The organism is Pseudomonas sp. LP_7_YM (assembly GCF_004364435.1).
Taxonomy (GTDB): Bacteria; Pseudomonadota; Gammaproteobacteria; order Pseudomonadales; family Pseudomonadaceae; genus Aquipseudomonas.
This window is the reverse complement of the sequence record NZ_SOCT01000002.1, coordinates 328068-343479: the sequence shown is the minus strand read 5'-3', so window position 1 is coordinate 343479 and position 15412 is coordinate 328068. Positions and strand designations below refer to the sequence as shown.

At 58.9% G+C, this 15412-nt stretch carries 14 protein-coding genes; 9 read left to right on the top strand and 5 right to left on the bottom strand.

From position 1 onward, the window contains the following. Positions 1-13 precede the first annotated feature (13 nt). From EC915_RS06585 to EC915_RS06560, 6 genes are all read left to right on the top strand, one after another. The gene (locus EC915_RS06585) at positions 14-1759 is read left to right on the top strand and encodes an ATP-binding protein (RefSeq protein WP_133749725.1); all 1746 of its coding nucleotides are present in this window, start codon (positions 14-16) and stop codon (positions 1757-1759) included. Positions 1760-1762: 3 nt separating this feature from the next. Beyond that, complete coding sequence (locus tag EC915_RS06580; protein WP_133749724.1) at positions 1763-3112, top strand: sigma-54 dependent transcriptional regulator; 1350 nt, start codon at positions 1763-1765, stop codon at positions 3110-3112. Between the two features lie 333 nt (positions 3113-3445). Further along, complete coding sequence (locus EC915_RS06575; RefSeq protein ID WP_133749723.1) at positions 3446-4768, top strand: MFS transporter; 1323 nt, start codon at positions 3446-3448, stop codon at positions 4766-4768. A gap of 235 nt (positions 4769-5003) precedes the next feature. Next, positions 5004-5234 carry a hypothetical protein gene (locus EC915_RS06570; protein WP_133749722.1) on the top strand — a complete coding sequence of 77 codons (231 nt, stop codon included), beginning with the start codon at positions 5004-5006 and terminating at the stop codon, positions 5232-5234. Positions 5235-5653: 419 nt separating this feature from the next. After that, entirely contained in the window at positions 5654-5977 is a 324-nt protein-coding gene (locus EC915_RS06565) for a hypothetical protein (RefSeq protein WP_133749721.1), read from the top strand. Positions 5978-6254: 277 nt separating this feature from the next. Next, positions 6255-6878 (top strand): flavin reductase family protein, encoded by a 624-nt coding sequence (locus EC915_RS06560; protein WP_133750158.1) that lies wholly within the window; start codon positions 6255-6257, stop codon positions 6876-6878. On the opposite strand, the gene EC915_RS06555 is transcribed toward EC915_RS06560, so the two are convergent. The 3 genes from EC915_RS06555 to EC915_RS06545 all read right to left on the bottom strand — a co-directional run bounded on the left by EC915_RS06555 (position 6879) and on the right by EC915_RS06545 (position 10316). Next, the gene (locus EC915_RS06555) at positions 6879-7118 is read right to left on the bottom strand and encodes a hypothetical protein (RefSeq protein WP_133749720.1); all 240 of its coding nucleotides are present in this window, start codon (positions 7116-7118) and stop codon (positions 6879-6881) included. A gap of 103 nt (positions 7119-7221) precedes the next feature. Next, on the bottom strand, positions 7222-8667 hold the full coding sequence (locus EC915_RS06550) for an aldehyde dehydrogenase family protein (RefSeq protein WP_133749719.1): 1446 nt from the start codon (positions 8665-8667) through the stop codon (positions 7222-7224). Continuing rightward, the gene (locus EC915_RS06545; protein ID WP_133749718.1) at positions 8661-10316 is read right to left on the bottom strand and encodes a 5-guanidino-2-oxopentanoate decarboxylase; all 1656 of its coding nucleotides are present in this window, start codon (positions 10314-10316) and stop codon (positions 8661-8663) included. Before EC915_RS06545 ends, EC915_RS06550 begins: the two co-directional genes overlap by 7 nt. A 158-nt stretch (positions 10317-10474) precedes the next feature. Between EC915_RS06545 and EC915_RS06540 the strand changes: the two genes are divergently transcribed. The 3 genes from EC915_RS06540 to EC915_RS06535 all read left to right on the top strand — a co-directional run bounded on the left by EC915_RS06540 (position 10475) and on the right by EC915_RS06535 (position 13333). Beyond that, positions 10475-11362 carry a LysR substrate-binding domain-containing protein gene (locus EC915_RS06540; RefSeq protein ID WP_133749717.1) on the top strand — a complete coding sequence of 296 codons (888 nt, stop codon included), beginning with the start codon at positions 10475-10477 and terminating at the stop codon, positions 11360-11362. A gap of 155 nt (positions 11363-11517) precedes the next feature. After that, positions 11518-11694, top strand: a complete 177-nt coding sequence (locus EC915_RS24780) for a hypothetical protein (RefSeq protein WP_166650933.1) — start codon at positions 11518-11520, stop codon at positions 11692-11694. Positions 11695-11824: 130 nt separating this feature from the next. After that, positions 11825-13333 carry an MDR family MFS transporter gene (locus EC915_RS06535; protein WP_133749716.1) on the top strand — a complete coding sequence of 503 codons (1509 nt, stop codon included), beginning with the start codon at positions 11825-11827 and terminating at the stop codon, positions 13331-13333. 31 nt (positions 13334-13364) lie between these two features. Here the strand turns inward: EC915_RS06535 and EC915_RS06530 are convergent, their stop codons facing one another. Beyond that, entirely contained in the window at positions 13365-14225 is an 861-nt protein-coding gene (locus tag EC915_RS06530) for a cache domain-containing protein (protein ID WP_133749715.1), read from the bottom strand. 305 nt (positions 14226-14530) lie between these two features. Further along, positions 14531-15184 carry a TetR family transcriptional regulator gene (locus tag EC915_RS06525; RefSeq protein WP_133749714.1) on the bottom strand — a complete coding sequence of 218 codons (654 nt, stop codon included), beginning with the start codon at positions 15182-15184 and terminating at the stop codon, positions 14531-14533. Positions 15185-15412: the final 228 nt, after the last annotated feature.

Sequence of the window (15412 nt, the reverse complement as noted above, 5' to 3'; positions counted from 1 at the left end):
TAGGCCATCCGCCATGCCCCGCTTCGCCCGCCTCGCCCTGTATACGCTGCTGATCCTTGCTGGCGCGCTCGTTGCGGCGACGCTGGCGATGCATCAGGCGCAACGCCATTCCATCGAAGACGACGCCGCACGAGCGCAGGACCAGCTGTCGCTGTACGCCAATACCCTGCAAACCCTGATCGAACGCTACCGCGCACTGCCTGCCGTGCTGGCACTGGACCCACAGCTGCGAGAAGCGCTCAAGGGCGCGGTCAGCGCCGAGACCACCCAGGCACTCAACCTGAAACTGGAGCAGATCAACGGCGCCGCGCACTCCTCGACCCTGGAACTGCTCGACCGTAACGGGTTGGCAATCGGTGCCAGCAACTGGCGCCTGCCCAGCAGTTATGTCGGTCACAACTATGGTTTCCGTCCCTATTTCACCCAGACCAGAGCCAATGGCGTCGGGCGTTTCTATGCCGTGGGTGTGACCAGCGGGATTGCCGGGTACTTTCTATCCAGTGCTGTGCGCGATGATGCCGGGCAGTTCATCGGCGCGATGGTGGTCAAGCTGGAGTTTCCCGATCTGGAACACACCTGGGCACAAGGTGACGACCTGCTGCTGGTCAGCGATGCCAAGGGCATCGTCTTCATCGCCAATCAGCCCGGCTGGCGCTATCGCGCGCTTGAGCCCCTGTCCGAACAGGACCGCGCCGAGTTGAGCAGCACCCGCCAATATGACAAACAACCGCTGACGCCCCTGATTCAACAGCCGCTGCGCACCTTCAACGCCCACAGCCACTTGAGCCAAGTGGTGGCCCCGGACGGTACCGCCGATTACCTTTGGCAGTCGCTGCCGCTGCAACCGGAAGGCTGGACGTTGCATCTGCTGCGCAAACCCCAGCCGGCTTCCGAAGACGTCCGCAACGCCGCATTGGCTGCAGCGGGCACCTGGCTGACGCTGGTCTTCCTCGGCTTGTTCCTGTATCAGCGCTGGCGTCTGGCACGTTTGCGTCAGCGCAGCCGCGAAGAACTGGAGCAGCTGGTGGAAGCGCGCACCCGCGCTCTGCAGACCGCACAGGACGGCTTGGTGCAGTCGACCAAACTGGCGGCCTTGGGGCAGATGTCGGCAGCGCTGGCCCACGAAATCAATCAGCCGCTGACTGCCCAGCGTATGCAGTTGGCGACCCTGCGCCTGCTGCTCGATCATGGCCGCGTTGACGATGCCTACAAGGCTCTGGCCCTGCTCGACCAGCAATTGAGCCGCATGGCAGCTCTGACCGGCCATCTAAAAACCTTCGCCCGCAAAAGCCCAAGCGGGTTGCGCGAACGACTGGACCTGGCCTGCGTGGTGGATGCAGCGCTGTTGCTGCTGGATGCCCGGATCCGCGAAGAGCGGGTCAGTTGCGTGCTGGACCTGAGCCGCCCGGCCTGGGTGCGCGGGGATGCCATCCGCCTTGAACAGGTGCTGATCAACCTGCTGCGCAATGCACTGGATGCGATGCGCGATAAACCGCTCAGGCGCCTGGAAATCCGTGTCGAAGAGCAAAACGACAACTGGCGGCTTTGTGTGACGGACAGTGGTGGAGGGATTGCCGACACCCATCTGGCGAATATTTTCGATCCGTTTTTTACCACCAAAGCCGTGGGTGACGGACTTGGCCTGGGGCTGGCGGTGTCCTACGCCATCGTTCATGAACTGGGGGGTCGTTTGAGCGCAGAGAACCTGGACAATGGTGCGCAGTTCTTTTTTTGTCTGCCCAAGGCTGCGGAGGCCTAACCCATGCTGAATTCGGTGATTGTGGTCGATGACGAAGCGCCCATCCGCGAGGCAGTGGAGCAGTGGCTGTCGCTGTCCGGCTTTGTCGTGCAACTCTACAGCCGCGCTGAGGATTGTCTGGCGAACCTGCCGGAGCATTTTGCGGGGGTGGTTCTTACCGATGTGCGCATGCCCGGCATGAGCGGCCTGGACCTGCTCGCCGAACTGCAGACCCGCGACGCCGATCTGCCGGTCATTCTGCTCACCGGTCATGGTGACGTGCCGATGGCGGTCGAAGCCATGCGCGACGGTGCCTATGATTTTCTTGAAAAGCCCTTCACCCCGCAGACGCTGCTGGGCAGCCTGGGCCGCGCTCTGGAAAAACGCGCACTGGTCCTGGAAAACCGCCGCCTGCACCTGCAGACCGACACCCGCACCCGACTCGATGCCACGCTGCTAGGCCTTTCGCCCATGATGCAAACCCTGCGACGTCAGGTGCTGGAGCTGGCGCAGTTGCCGGTCAACGTGCTGATTCGCGGCGAAACCGGGAGCGGTAAAGAGATGGTCGCTCGCTGCCTGCACGACTTCGGTCCCCGGGCGAAGAAACCGTTCGTGGCGGTCAACTGCGCCGCCATTCCCGAACAGCTGTTCGAGGCGGAGCTGTTCGGTCATGAAAGTGGTGCGTTCACCGGCGCTCAGGGCAAGCGTATCGGCAAGCTCGAATTCGCTGACGGTGGCACGCTGTTTCTCGACGAAATCGAAAGTATGCCGCTGGCCCAGCAAGTGAAGCTGCTGCGGGTGATTCAAGAGCGGCGACTGGAGCGGCTGGGTTCGAACCAAAGCATCGATGTCGACTTGCGCATCATCGCCGCCACCAAACCCGATCTGCTAGAGCAAGCCCGGGCAGGCCGTTTTCGCGAAGACCTTGCCTATCGCTTGAACATCGCTGAACTGCGCCTGCCGCCCTTGCGTGAACGTCGTGAAGACATTCCACTGTTGTTCGCGCATTTCTCGCGCCAATCTGCAGAACGTTTGGGGCGCGCCGCACCTATTCTCAGCGGTGGCCAATTGAGTCACCTATTGAGCCAGGACTGGCCCGGCAACGTCCGCGAACTGGCCAATGCTGCGGAGCGGCAGGTGCTTGGGCTGGAGAACCCTGTTTCTGTCGAGCTGCCTGCAGGACAGTCACTGGTGGCGCAGCAGGAAGCATTCGAAGCGCACTGCCTGCGTTCGGCATTGGCCCGACACAAAGGTGATATCAAGGCTGTGTTGAACGAACTGCAATTGCCGCGTCGCACCCTGAACGAAAAGATGCAGCGCCATGGGTTGGTGCGCGAGGATTTCGTTTCCGAGAACAGCACACACCAACAATAGGCGCCTTGCTGGTGACCCGAAACATCGTAACCAGATATACGCATTCTCGGCCTTCGTAACTTCGGACCTCTGCTACAGGTTATGCGTCCACTGTAAATCGGTGGCTTGCCGGGGAGCACCGTCCTTGCGCAGGGCCAGGTGAAACATCAGTTCCGCAACCTCCATCAGCAATTTTCCGCTCACCGCCCTGGCACCTATAAGCGGATTTCCGCTTATAGGTGCCAGGAAACCCCCTCTAAACCGGGCCTATCAGACTTTGGCACAGCTCCTGCTATCACTGTCGGCAGACCGCATCGGCGGTCCCTCTAACAACAATGACCTGCAGGAAAACCAATGGCTATCCCCAACTCTGTGTCCAACGGATCGGCTGCCGTGCCCGTCGCCGAAAAAACCACCGGAAGTCGCCTCAAATCCATTTTCAGCGGTTCGGTCGGTAACATGGTCGAGTGGTATGACTGGTACGTCTACGCTGCCTTCTCGCTCTATTTCGCTAAAGCCTTCTTTCCCAAGGGCGACACCACAGCTCAGTTGCTCAACACTGCCGCGATTTTCGCCGTGGGCTTTCTGATGCGTCCAATCGGCGGCTGGCTGATGGGCTTGTACGCGGACCGCAAAGGCCGCAAGGCCGCGCTGATGGCATCCGTTCTGCTGATGTGCTTCGGCTCCCTGATCATCGCCCTGACACCCGGCTATGAAACCATCGGCGTCGGCGCCCCCATCCTGCTGGTGCTTGCGCGCCTGCTGCAAGGGCTGTCCGTAGGCGGCGAATACGGCACTTCGGCCACCTATCTCAGCGAAATGGCGACCAAGAAGAGCCGGGGTTTCTACTCCAGCTTTCAATATGTGACCCTGATTTCCGGTCAGCTCATCGCGCTGGGTGTACTGATCGTGCTGCAACAGACCCTCACCACCGAGCAACTGAACGCGTGGGGCTGGCGTGTTCCGTTCGCCATCGGCGCGTTGTGCGCAGTCGTCGCGCTGTTTCTGCGTCGCGGTATGGAAGAAACCGAATCCTTCACCAAAAAGAAAGAAGCGCCAAAAGAAAGCCTGATGCGCACTTTGATGCGTCACCCCAAGGAACTGATGACCGTGGTTGGCCTGACCATGGGCGGCACCCTGGCCTTCTACACCTACACCACGTACATGCAGAAATACCTGGTGAATACGGTCGGCATGAGCATCACTGACTCCACCACCATTTCCGCCGCCACGCTGTTTCTGTTCATGGTGCTGCAGCCGGTGGTGGGGGCGCTGTCCGACAAGGTTGGTCGTCGTCCTATCCTCATCGCCTTTGGCGTGCTGGGTACGCTGTTTACCGTGCCGATCCTGACCACGCTGCACACGATCCAGTCGTGGTGGGGTGCGTTCTTTCTGATCATGGCGGCACTGATCATCGTCAGTGGCTATACTTCGATCAACGCCGTGGTGAAGGCGGAACTCTTCCCGACCGAAATCCGTGCATTGGGCGTTGGCCTGCCTTACGCCCTGACCGTTTCGATTTTCGGCGGTACCGCCGAATACATTGCGCTGTGGTTCAAGAGCATTGGCATGGAGACTGGTTACTACTGGTACGTCACGGCCTGCATTGCCTGCTCGCTGCTGGTCTACCTGTTTATGAAGGACACCGGCAAGTATTCGCGAATCGAGACTGACTGACAGGGGCGGTTAGCCTGGCCACGCGTTCGAGCATAAAAAACAGGGGCGATCACGCACGTGGCTGCCCCTGTTTTTCGCTGCCATCGCAGCTAAGTCGCTGAGTGATCAGGGCATTTGGGCACTATCAATTTCAACGATGACTGCTACTGATGCGATTGACTTCTTAAAACATGAGAGCCGAGTAAAGTTAGTTCCATACCGAGTCAACAACTAATTGATCGATGGAGTAACGAACATGAAAATTCACAAACTGATCGTCGGCCTTGCGCTCTCTATCCTGGCTTCCAGCGCTTTCGCACTTCCGGCCACTAACGCGCAACAACACATTAACGCACCCGTAGTTGCCGAAAACGGTGCCTCCCATACCAATGTCGGTCGCCTCGCAGCTGATGGTGCCGACCATGTTGGTGCAAATCGTCTCGCCGCTGATGGTGCGGATCATGTGGGTGCAAATCGCGTGAGCTGATCGTCTTGCGCTGTGCTTGCAGCCCGGCTTGTGCCGGGCTTAATTTTTGGAGCTGTCTATTCCTTGTTAAAAGCCTAGATTTTGCTGCACTTTGTGTCATCGCTGGCCTTTTCATCGCTCAGCAATTGCGCTCCCGTGCGTGTTTTTTGTCCAGTAACGCCGCGACCAGCACTTACCCCAGAAAAAATAAAATTCACAAGACAATAATTTTGTCAAGATTGAAGTCTCACCGTTTTGACAGCAAGTGCCCTGTTCCCGCTCAAAACCCGCTGGAGCGCTTTAAAACCGGGCATCGCCACTCACTATCATTTTTAGCGATGATGATTAGCAATGTTGTTAACTTCTACTTAATACACGCGAGCGTAAACTCGCTCCATACCCAAGTGAAGAAATTATTGAACTTCTGTGGAGCTTACATCATGAAAACTTCAAACCTTGTTTTTGCCTTTAGTCTGTCGATTCTTGCATCGAGCGCATTCGCTCTGCCGGTATCGGGCACTCATACTGTATTGAACGGCAATGTTGTCGCCGAGGGCGGTTCTTCTCACACCAACGCCTCGCACACCGGCAGCTACCGTCAGGCCTCCGATGGCTCCGATCACGTGGGTGCCAACCGTCTGGCTGCCGACGGCGCTGACCGTGTAGGCAATAATCGTCAGGCTGCCGATGGGTCCGACCACGTGGGTGCCAACCGTCTGGCTGCTGACGGCGCTGATCGTGTTGGTAACAACCGCGCTAGCTGATTTCCCTCTTTACGTTCCACCTCCCGCAACTCCCCTTGTAGCCCGACTGATGTCGGGCTTTTTTTGGGCTGTTGGCGTTAGAGAAGGATGTGCATGGATGCGCACCAGCGACACAGCACCTTCATTAGTCTGCATGGGAAGCCTGACTGAGGCTCGCACTTCCATCGAGTCCGTTCAGGGTCTGGTATCCGTTTCCAATGCCTTGCAATATGAGCGCTTCGACTTTCGGCAGATCATTGACCTCGCCCCTGCCGACCTCACCATCAGGAAAAGCGCCATGTCTGACGATATTCATTTCTACGAACCCGCCAAAGGCCACGGGCTGCCTCACGATCCGTTCAACGCCATCGTCGGCCCGCGCCCTATCGGCTGGATCTCGTCACAGGACGCCAAGGGCACCCTCAACCTGTCCCCCTACAGCTTCTTTAACGCCTTCAATTACACCCCACCAATCATTGGTTTTTGCAGCGTCGGGCGCAAAGACAGCCTGAATAATATCGAGCAAACCAGAGAGTTCGTCTGGAACCTGGCCACACGCCCGCTCGCTGAACAAATGAACATGAGTTGCGCCTCGGTGCCCGCCAGCGTCAATGAGTTCGAACTGGCCAACCTCACCGCCGAGCCGTCGCGCATTGTGTCGGTCCCGCGGGTGAAGGAAACGCCAGTGGCATTCGAATGCAGGGTGACGCAAATCATCCAGCTGCAGCGCGCCGACAGAGAAGTCGTGCCGAGCTGGCTGATTCTGGGAGAGGTAGTGGCAGTACATATCGCCAAAAGACTGCTCAAGGACGGCATCTACGACACGGCTGCCGGAGAACCGATTCTGCGCGGTGGTGGCCAGGCCGATTATTTCCAGGTGAGCCCTGAATCGCTATTCAAAATGTACCGCCCCAAAGCCTGATCAATCCTGGGCGAACATCAGTTCGCCTTCGGTGTTCACGTCGATCAAGCGCTCCAGTTCTTCGACAGCAGCTTGATCGGCGCTCAGTGCGGTATCGAATTTCTGATCGAGCAAAACTCGGTGAAAAGCAGGTGCTCCGCCCGCCCCGTGGCCCTTGACCGCAATCGCGGCGCTGTAGCCGCCATCAACGGGAACCGCAGCGGAAACGGCTTCGTAACGTTGGAACTCTTTGCGCGCCATGTAAGGAATGTCCTGCCTGATGAGGGAAAGGCGAGGATTTTAAACCGTCGGTCATGCAAAGGCATACGAAATAACTCACCACACAACTGCTTCGCGGCACTGGTCAGATTGCACGCACGACGTGTTTGATCTCCTGAAACGCCTGCATGCCCCAAGGCCCTAGTTCGCGCCCCACACTGCTCTGCTTATACCCGCCCCAAGCCGTCTGCGCAAAGATCACCTGAGGCGCGTTGATCCACACCATCCCCGCCTGCAACGCATTGGCGACACGATCGGCTGTTTCGGCATTGCCACTGACCACACTGGCCACCAGCCCGAACTGGCTATCGTTGGCCAGCGCAATAGCCTCGGCTTCGCTGCTGAATCCGCGCACGCATAGCACAGGGCCGAAAATCTCGTCGCGCCACAAGGCGCTGTCCAAAGGGACCTGGCTGAATACCGCAGGCTCAAGAAAGTAACCACGAGGAAGCGCCGCAGGGCGTCCGCCTCCGCAGAGCAACTGTGCGCCTGCCGCTTTCCCGGCCTCGATGTGGTTGAGCACCCGCTGATACTGTGCCTGATTAATCAAAGGCCCCATTTCTGCGGCGTCGTCCAGAGGACCTGCAACCTTGATCGACTGCGCCTTGGCGACGATACGTTGCAGAAATGGCTCCAGCAGCTCCTGAGCTACCAGCACCCGATTGGTGGCCGAGCACATCTGCCCGGCGTTGAAATAACCGCCACCACTGGCCAGCTCTACTGCCAGATCCAGGTCGGCATCGTCCATGACCAGCAACGCGGACTTGCCGCCAAGCTCCAGACTCACACCCTTCACGGTTTCCGCCCCGCGCTGCATGACCTGCACACCGACCGCGTTGCTACCGGTGAACGAAACCTTGGCGATACCAGGGTGCCCGGACACTGGCGCGCCAACCTGCTGCCCGGTGCCACAGACCACATTGAACACCCCGGTTGGCAGCCCGCTGTCGGCAATGATCCGCGCCAGTTCCAGCTCGGCCAACGGCGTGACCTCCGAAGGCTTGAGCAGCACGCAACAACCGGCAGCCAACGCCGGCGCGAGCTTCCAGGCCGTGGTGACCATCGGGAAATTCCACGGCACAATCAAGCCCACGATCCCGCACGGTTCACGACGCAGCCGCGCGCTGAAATCCTCGCTGGGCAACCCGACCGTCTGGTTTTGCTGGCCGTCGGATGCTTCAGCCAGATCGGCGTAGTAGTCGAATGTGGCGATCACATCATCAACGTCAATGGCCGCCTCGAATCCGGGTTTGCCGCTGTTGCTCGACTGCAGCGTCATCAGACGCTCTCGCCGGGCAGCAACTGCTCTGGCAATCGTGCGCAGAATCACCGCGCGTGCGGCACCGGTGGTTTTTGACCATGCACCGAATGCGCGTTGCGCGGCCTGCACTGCCTCATTGACCGCCTGAGCGTCGCCCCCACTGACGATCGCCAGCCGCTCCTCGGTGGACGGATTGATCACCGTCAGTTGCTCACCACCGGCGCGCCACTGCCCGTCGATGTACAGCCCTGGCAAAACCGGACTCAACATACCTGCTCCTCTGATAATGGCTTCAACCCGTTCATCCAGCTGCGCTGGTCGATTTCAATGACGCTCGGCCCCTGACGACCCTTCGCCGCATCAAGCGCCGCTTTCAATGGCTCGATACCGCTGACCGCCTCGGCCGCACAGCCCATTGCCTTGGCTATCCCAATGAAGTCCGGGGTGTAAATGTCCACGCCAACCGGTTCGATAGCACGGTTGACCATGTATTTCTTGATCTCTTCGTAACCCTGGTTATTCCACAGCAGCACGATGATTGGCGTGCGCGCCTCGACCGCACTGGCCAGTTCCGCCAAGGTGAACTGCAGACCGCCATCACCGATCAGGCAGGCCACGGGGCTGCGCTCGCCGGCATCCCGACTGCCCAGCCACGCACCGATGGCAGCAGGCAGCGCATAACCAAGCGTGCCGTAGCCGGTAGAGGAGTTGAACCAGCGTCGCGGCTTGTCCATGTCCACGGTCAGATTGCCGGTGTAGACCGGTTGGGTGGAGTCGCCAACGATGACGATACCCGGCAGGACGTCCAGCACGGTTTGCAGGAACAACGTTTGCCCACGGGTGGGCTCATCCCAGGAGGCAGCCAGCGTGGTTTTCAGCGTCGCAGCGCGTTTGTAGCCCCAGTCATCGCTACGCGTGTCCAGATCGCGCTCACTTAAGGCGGCAACCAACGCTTCGGCAGCTGTGCGCGCATCAGACACCAGCGCCACCTTGGGCGGGAAATTGCGCACCGTCTGATCGGGGTCGATATCAATGCGCAACAGCGTACCGGGTATCTTGAAGAGCCCCTGGAACGTAATGTCGTAATCGGTTTCTGCCAGTTCGGTGCCCATCGCCAACACCACATCGGCGGCTTCAATGATCTCGCGGGTCGGGTCCAGGGACTGCGTCGAGCCGATCAGCAAAGGGTGGCTGGAGGGCAGCAAACCTTTGGCGTTGATGGTCAATGCGACGGGCGCGTCCAGTTTCTCCGCCAGTGCCGTTAGCGCTACGCCGGCATCGATTGCGCCGCCACCCGCCAGGATCAACGGGCGTTTGGCGCTGGCTAGCAGATCGGCCATCTGTTTGATCGCACAAGGCGCAGGGCCGGCACGGCTAATTGATACCGGTGGGCTATCAAGCAGGTGGTCGGCATTTTCTACCAGCACGTCCAGCGGGATTTCGATGTGCACCGGGCGCGGACGGCCAGCCTGGAACAGTGCGAAGGCGCGCGCCAACACCGAAGGCAGCTCGGTGGCCGACATCAAGGTATGGGAAAATGCGGCCACCCCTGCGACCAATGCCCCTTGTGCGGGCAACTCATGCAGTTTGCCGCGACCGCCACCCAGTTGGCTGCGCGACTGCACGCTGGAAATCACCAGCATCGGGATAGAGTCGGCATAGGCCTGCCCCATGGCAGTTGTGATGTTGGTCATGCCGGGGCCGGTGATGATGAAGCACACGCCTGGCTTGCCGCGCGTGCGCGCGTAACCGTCGGCCATGAAACCGGCGCCCTGCTCGTGACGCGGGGTGATGTGGTTGATCGAAGAACCGGCCAGCCCCCGGTAAAGTTCCACGGTATGCACGCCTGGAATACCGAACACCTGTTCTACTCCATAGCCCTCAAGTAATTTGACCAATACTTCGCCGCACGTTGCCATGTCTGGACCTTCATTCAATCCTGGATGCGTTTCGCAGCGGCTCAAAAGGCTTGCGCCTGAAGCGCTGCATGGCAGTCATTGGACCGGCTGGTCATACCCGTGACAATGCAAAAAATGTCATGCTTAGCCATGTTCTCTGATCATGCCTGCGTCTACCCATGAAACGTCTGCCACCCCTGCCCGCTCTGCACACCTTCCTGATCACCGCGCGATGCTGCAATTTCACGCGGGCTGCAGAGTTGCTGCACATCACCCAAGGGGCGGTCAGCCGCCAGATTGCCGGTCTGGAGAACCATCTCGGGTATCGCCTGTTCTATCGTCAAGCCCGTGGGCTGAGCCTGACCCCGCAAGGTCGCGAGTTTTTCCCGCGCATCGAGCAGGTTTTTGGCTTGATCGAGGAGGCAGTTGATCAGCTGGACACCGAGCAACGGGCGCTGCAACTCAAGGCGCCGACCTGCATTACACGCTGGCTGCTGCCCCGGCTGCTGCAATGGCAAAAAGAACGTCCCGACATCCCGGTCGAACTGACCACGACCATTGCCCACGATGTGGACTTTCGTCGCGAGCGATTTGACGCTGCAGTCATCTATGGAGGACCGCCCGTTGATTCCAACGGTGTTCATCACCTGTTCAACGAGCAGCTCACCCCGGTCTGCGCCCCCTCGCTGCTCGCCGGTTCGCAGGCACTTGAGCAATTCAGCGACCTGGAAACCCACATGCTGCTGCATCCCACACTCGATGAGCAGGATTGGGCCCGCTGGTTGAAGGCAGCGGGCACCCGGCTGGGTAATGTCAGCAAAGGGCAGCACTTCGACACAATGGATCTGGCCATGACCGTTGCCTCCCAGGGGGCGGGAATTGCCATGGGTGACTGGTCGCTGATCGGCGAGGACCTGAGTGCGGGTCGACTGGTCACCCCGTTCGAGCTCAAAGTAAACACCGGCGCGGCGTATTACTTCGTCTTCCCGAACCACGCGCAGCCCGCGCCACAGCTGCGCGAGCTGCTCGACTGGCTATTGGCAAAGGCGGCAAGGCGTAGCCGCTAGCTCGCGGTTTCGCTTGTGGTTCCATCAGTAGAATGGTGTCCGTCTCCGGTCATCGATAAAAACATTTAATCCCTATCGCCCAGGCACTGTTGCTATAGCGACCTACACTCCTCTTGTCCGTCGAAACGATTTCCAACCGGACCGAGGTACGTGTCATGAAAACCACAATAAAAAGACAATGCGTTTATGTCGTCGCTGTAGTAACCGTACTCAGTGTCTATGGCGTTGGCGTCTACAGAATCGAGCAACTGCGCCAGTCGCCGCGCAATGCGGTAGTCTGCACGTTCGGCCACTGCCTGCCGACGGACGCCAGCTTCAGCGCATTGCGATGATGACCTTCGTGACTGCAACCTGAGTCAACCGGTTTAGGCCGCTATCGATTAGCGTGCTAACGGATTAGACTGAACGCACTTTTCCCGCGACGTTTTCGGCGGGTCAACCTGCCAGTTCGAGTCCCCTTTTTTGACCAGCCTCAGCCAGACCCGCCCGGACATTCGCAGCATCCTGTTTGCGCTGATGATGGCCGTTTTCCTCAGTGCGCTGGATCAGACCATCGTTGCGGTCTCAATGCCGGCCATCTCAGCCCAGTTCAAAGACTTCGACCTGCTGGCGTGGGTCATTTCTGCCTACATGGTGGCGCTGACCGTCGCCGTGCCGATCTATGGCAAGTTGGGCGATCTGTATGGGCGTCGACGTCTTATGCTGTTCGGGCTGGGTATATTCACCCTTGCTTCGCTGTTCTGCGCGATCGCACAAAGCATGGAGCAACTGGTACTGGCGCGGGTGCTTCAAGGCATCGGCGCAGGGGGAATGGTCTCGGTCAGTCAGGCGATCATCGGTGACATCGTGCCGCCGCGCGAACGGGGTCGCTATCAGGGCTATTTCAGCGGGATGTATGCCGCCGCCAGCGTGGCCGGCCCGGTACTCGGCGGATTCATGACCGAGTACCTGTCATGGCGCTGGGTTTTCATCATCAATCTCCCCTTGGGGCTGCTTGCCTGGCGGGTCGCTCGTCAGACACTCGTCGGTCTGCCGGTGCCACAACGCAAACCGGTCATTGATTACCTGGGCACTGTCTTGATGATCGTTGGCCTTACCGCTTTGCTGCTTGGCATTACGCAAATAGGTCAAGGCCACAGCTGGCGCGATGAGTCTGTACTGACTCAATTGGGCGTAGCGCTGCTGACGCTGGTGGTGTTCGTGGTGTACGAACGACGCAGCCGCGAACCACTGCTGCCGATGCACCTGTTCGCCAACCGCAGCGCGGTGTTGTGCTGGTGCACGATTTTCTTCACCAGTTTTCAGGCAATTTCGTTGATTGTGCTGCTGCCATTGCGCTTCCAGACCGTAACCGGCGGCGGCGCAGACAGCGCGGCATTGCACCTGATGCCATTGGCGATCGGCATGCCGATGGGCGCGTACTTCGGTGGCCGACGCACCTCGCTCACCGGTCGCTACAAACCCATGATCCTGACGGGCGCGCTGCTGATGCCGATGGCCATCATGGGAATTGCCGTTACCCCGCCCCAGTCAGTGTTTCTGACCGGGTTGTTCATGATACTTACGGGTATCGCCAGCGGTTTGCAGTTCCCGACATCGCTGGTAGGCACGCAGAACTCTGTCGAGATGAAAGACATGGGGGTGGCGACCAGCACCACCAACCTGTTTCGTTCGCTGGGCGGCGCGGTAGGTGTCGCCAGCATGTCGGCCTTGTTGTTGGCCATGCTCGCAGGCTCTGGTCTTGGCCAGATCGATGGTAATCCCACGGGCGCCGATGGCAGTTCCGGCAACCTGTTGATGGACAGTCTGCACTCGATAAGCGGCCCAGCGCTTGAGCAGTTGCGGGAAAAGTTGTCGTTAACCTTCCAGCACCTGCTCATGATCAGCGCCGCGGTTTCGTTGTTGGGGCTGGCTGCGGCACTGTCGATGCCGAATCATTTGCTGCGCGGACGCGAAGACAAGGATCGGTGAACCGGCCTCATCTGCGTTAGTAGTCCGAGAGTCAGCCGCTGTAATACCCCACTGCCACCAGGAAATGTCCGACTTTGCGCATGTACGCATGCTTCTGCTCGATCTTCCCGGTCACCGGATTGCGCCAGCGGTATTCGTGTTCGCCTTGCGGTTGTTTCCCGACCATTTCCAGCATCGGACTTCCCACCGGCTTGCCTTCAGGGTCTTTGACCTGACTGAAGTCGGTGTCGACCAGACGCAGGTTGGTACCGTGGGCGACGTAGCGTTTACTGTCGATATCAACGACGAACACATACAGGTCATCCTGCAGGAATCCACCTTTAAGGCTGTTGATCGCCTCAAGGGTGCCCCTCTCATCCTGTTGCAGCGCGTTTGCCGCTTTGTCCAGCAAAGCCCTGGCCTGCTCAGGCGTCGCCCGTGGCAGGTAGTAGCCCACGGCGACGATGCGATCGCCCACGCGCTGGAAATAGACGCGCTTGCGCTCGACCTTACCGTCGTTCCGGTTCTGCCAGCGGTACTCGGCCTGTTGGATACCGGCAGCCTCCGGGGTCTGCAGCGCATTCTTGAAGGCTTGCTGCAGCGCGGGGTCAAGCACCGAAGAGATGTCGCGCCCGATCAGCGCCGCAGATGGCCCGCCACTGGCGAGCATCATCCCCTTGGTATCGGTGACGAAGACATAGCGTTCGCCATCGACGAACTCACCCTGGCGGCTGAACTCGGCCAGCGCCGTGTCGCCCACTTGCCGGTAATGGGCGACGGCCTTTTCCAGCAGACCTTTGGCCGCCGCCGCTTCCTGAGCCTCTTGCGCCCCCTGCACCTGACCTGCGCAGATGCAGGCTAGAGCGGCGACTAACAGGATTTTCCACCTTTCACACTTCGAAACCACCGACATCGCGTATCCCTCGTTCTTGTTGATTTGCGAGCAAGCTTAGCCGGGAGGCAGCAAAGGGGAAGTTTTCGCGGGTCAAATGAGGGAAATGAGAGAAATGAGAGAAATGAGCAGGCTCGCGCATCAGGCTGTCATGTCCCGACCACGCATCAGGATTTGAGTAAAGGCTAAGTAAATACCCTGTTCAGGCTGCTGCAACAAATGTATAGATGCAGGCTAAGCGCCACACGGTTATAGTCGGCTGTCTGAAGTGCAAAGCGCAAATGCCTGACACCTACTTTGGTATCTACGCGATATTCTCAGACGGTTCAGGTATTCGTTACGGGAGCAGGATCTCGCAGGGCGGGGCTGTAGCGGAGCATATCCAGACCAGTGTCCACCAGGCGCTCGGCGTCTTGGGAGAGCTGAAAGCTTTCTGGAACCAACAGCCACTGACCGAGTATGCCATGCACATAGGCATGCAGACAGACGGCACCATGGCGGGGGTTCAGGTCAGCGGGTAATTGCCCTTGGCGCACCGCATTGCCCAGCCCTAGGGCGATACGTTCATTGGCGTCGAGCCAGACGTATTGACGCTGACGCCGCATGTCACACATTTCATCGGTGAATTCGAATTTATGAAAAAGAATTTCATTGATGCGTCGGGTTTTCGGGTCCGTAGCAACTTGTTGAAACAAATGAATCAGAAGCTTTCGCGTCCATCCAAGCGGGTCGGTTTCCTCGGCACTTTCACTGGCGCGTGCCATTTCTTCCAGGGGCTCATGGAGGCTGTCGAGCATCGCCTGGACCAAATCGGCCTTGTTGCTGAAGTGCCAATAAATGGCCCCTCGCGTCACCCCCGCAAGCGCGGCGATGTCTGCCAGAGTCGTACGGGCAACGCCGCGATCGTAAAAAGCCTGCTCGGCAGCTTCCAGAATTTGCCTGCGTGTTTCCTGAGCTTCTTCTTTCGTACGACGAACCATGGCAGTAAAACCTCAATGAAAATGCTTCAGGCTCTCCGGTCGAGTCGCCTGCACAGCATGTCGGGCGGCCTTTGTATTGCCTTGTCCCGGATTTACAATCAATGCCCACAGTGCGTACGAGTGTCGCAGCCTTGGGTGTTTACAAACAACCGTGAACGTAAGTATATTCATTAGCTTGCTACTTATCCAGCCGGAACTTTTCTAACGCCCTTTCCACTTCTCATGAGC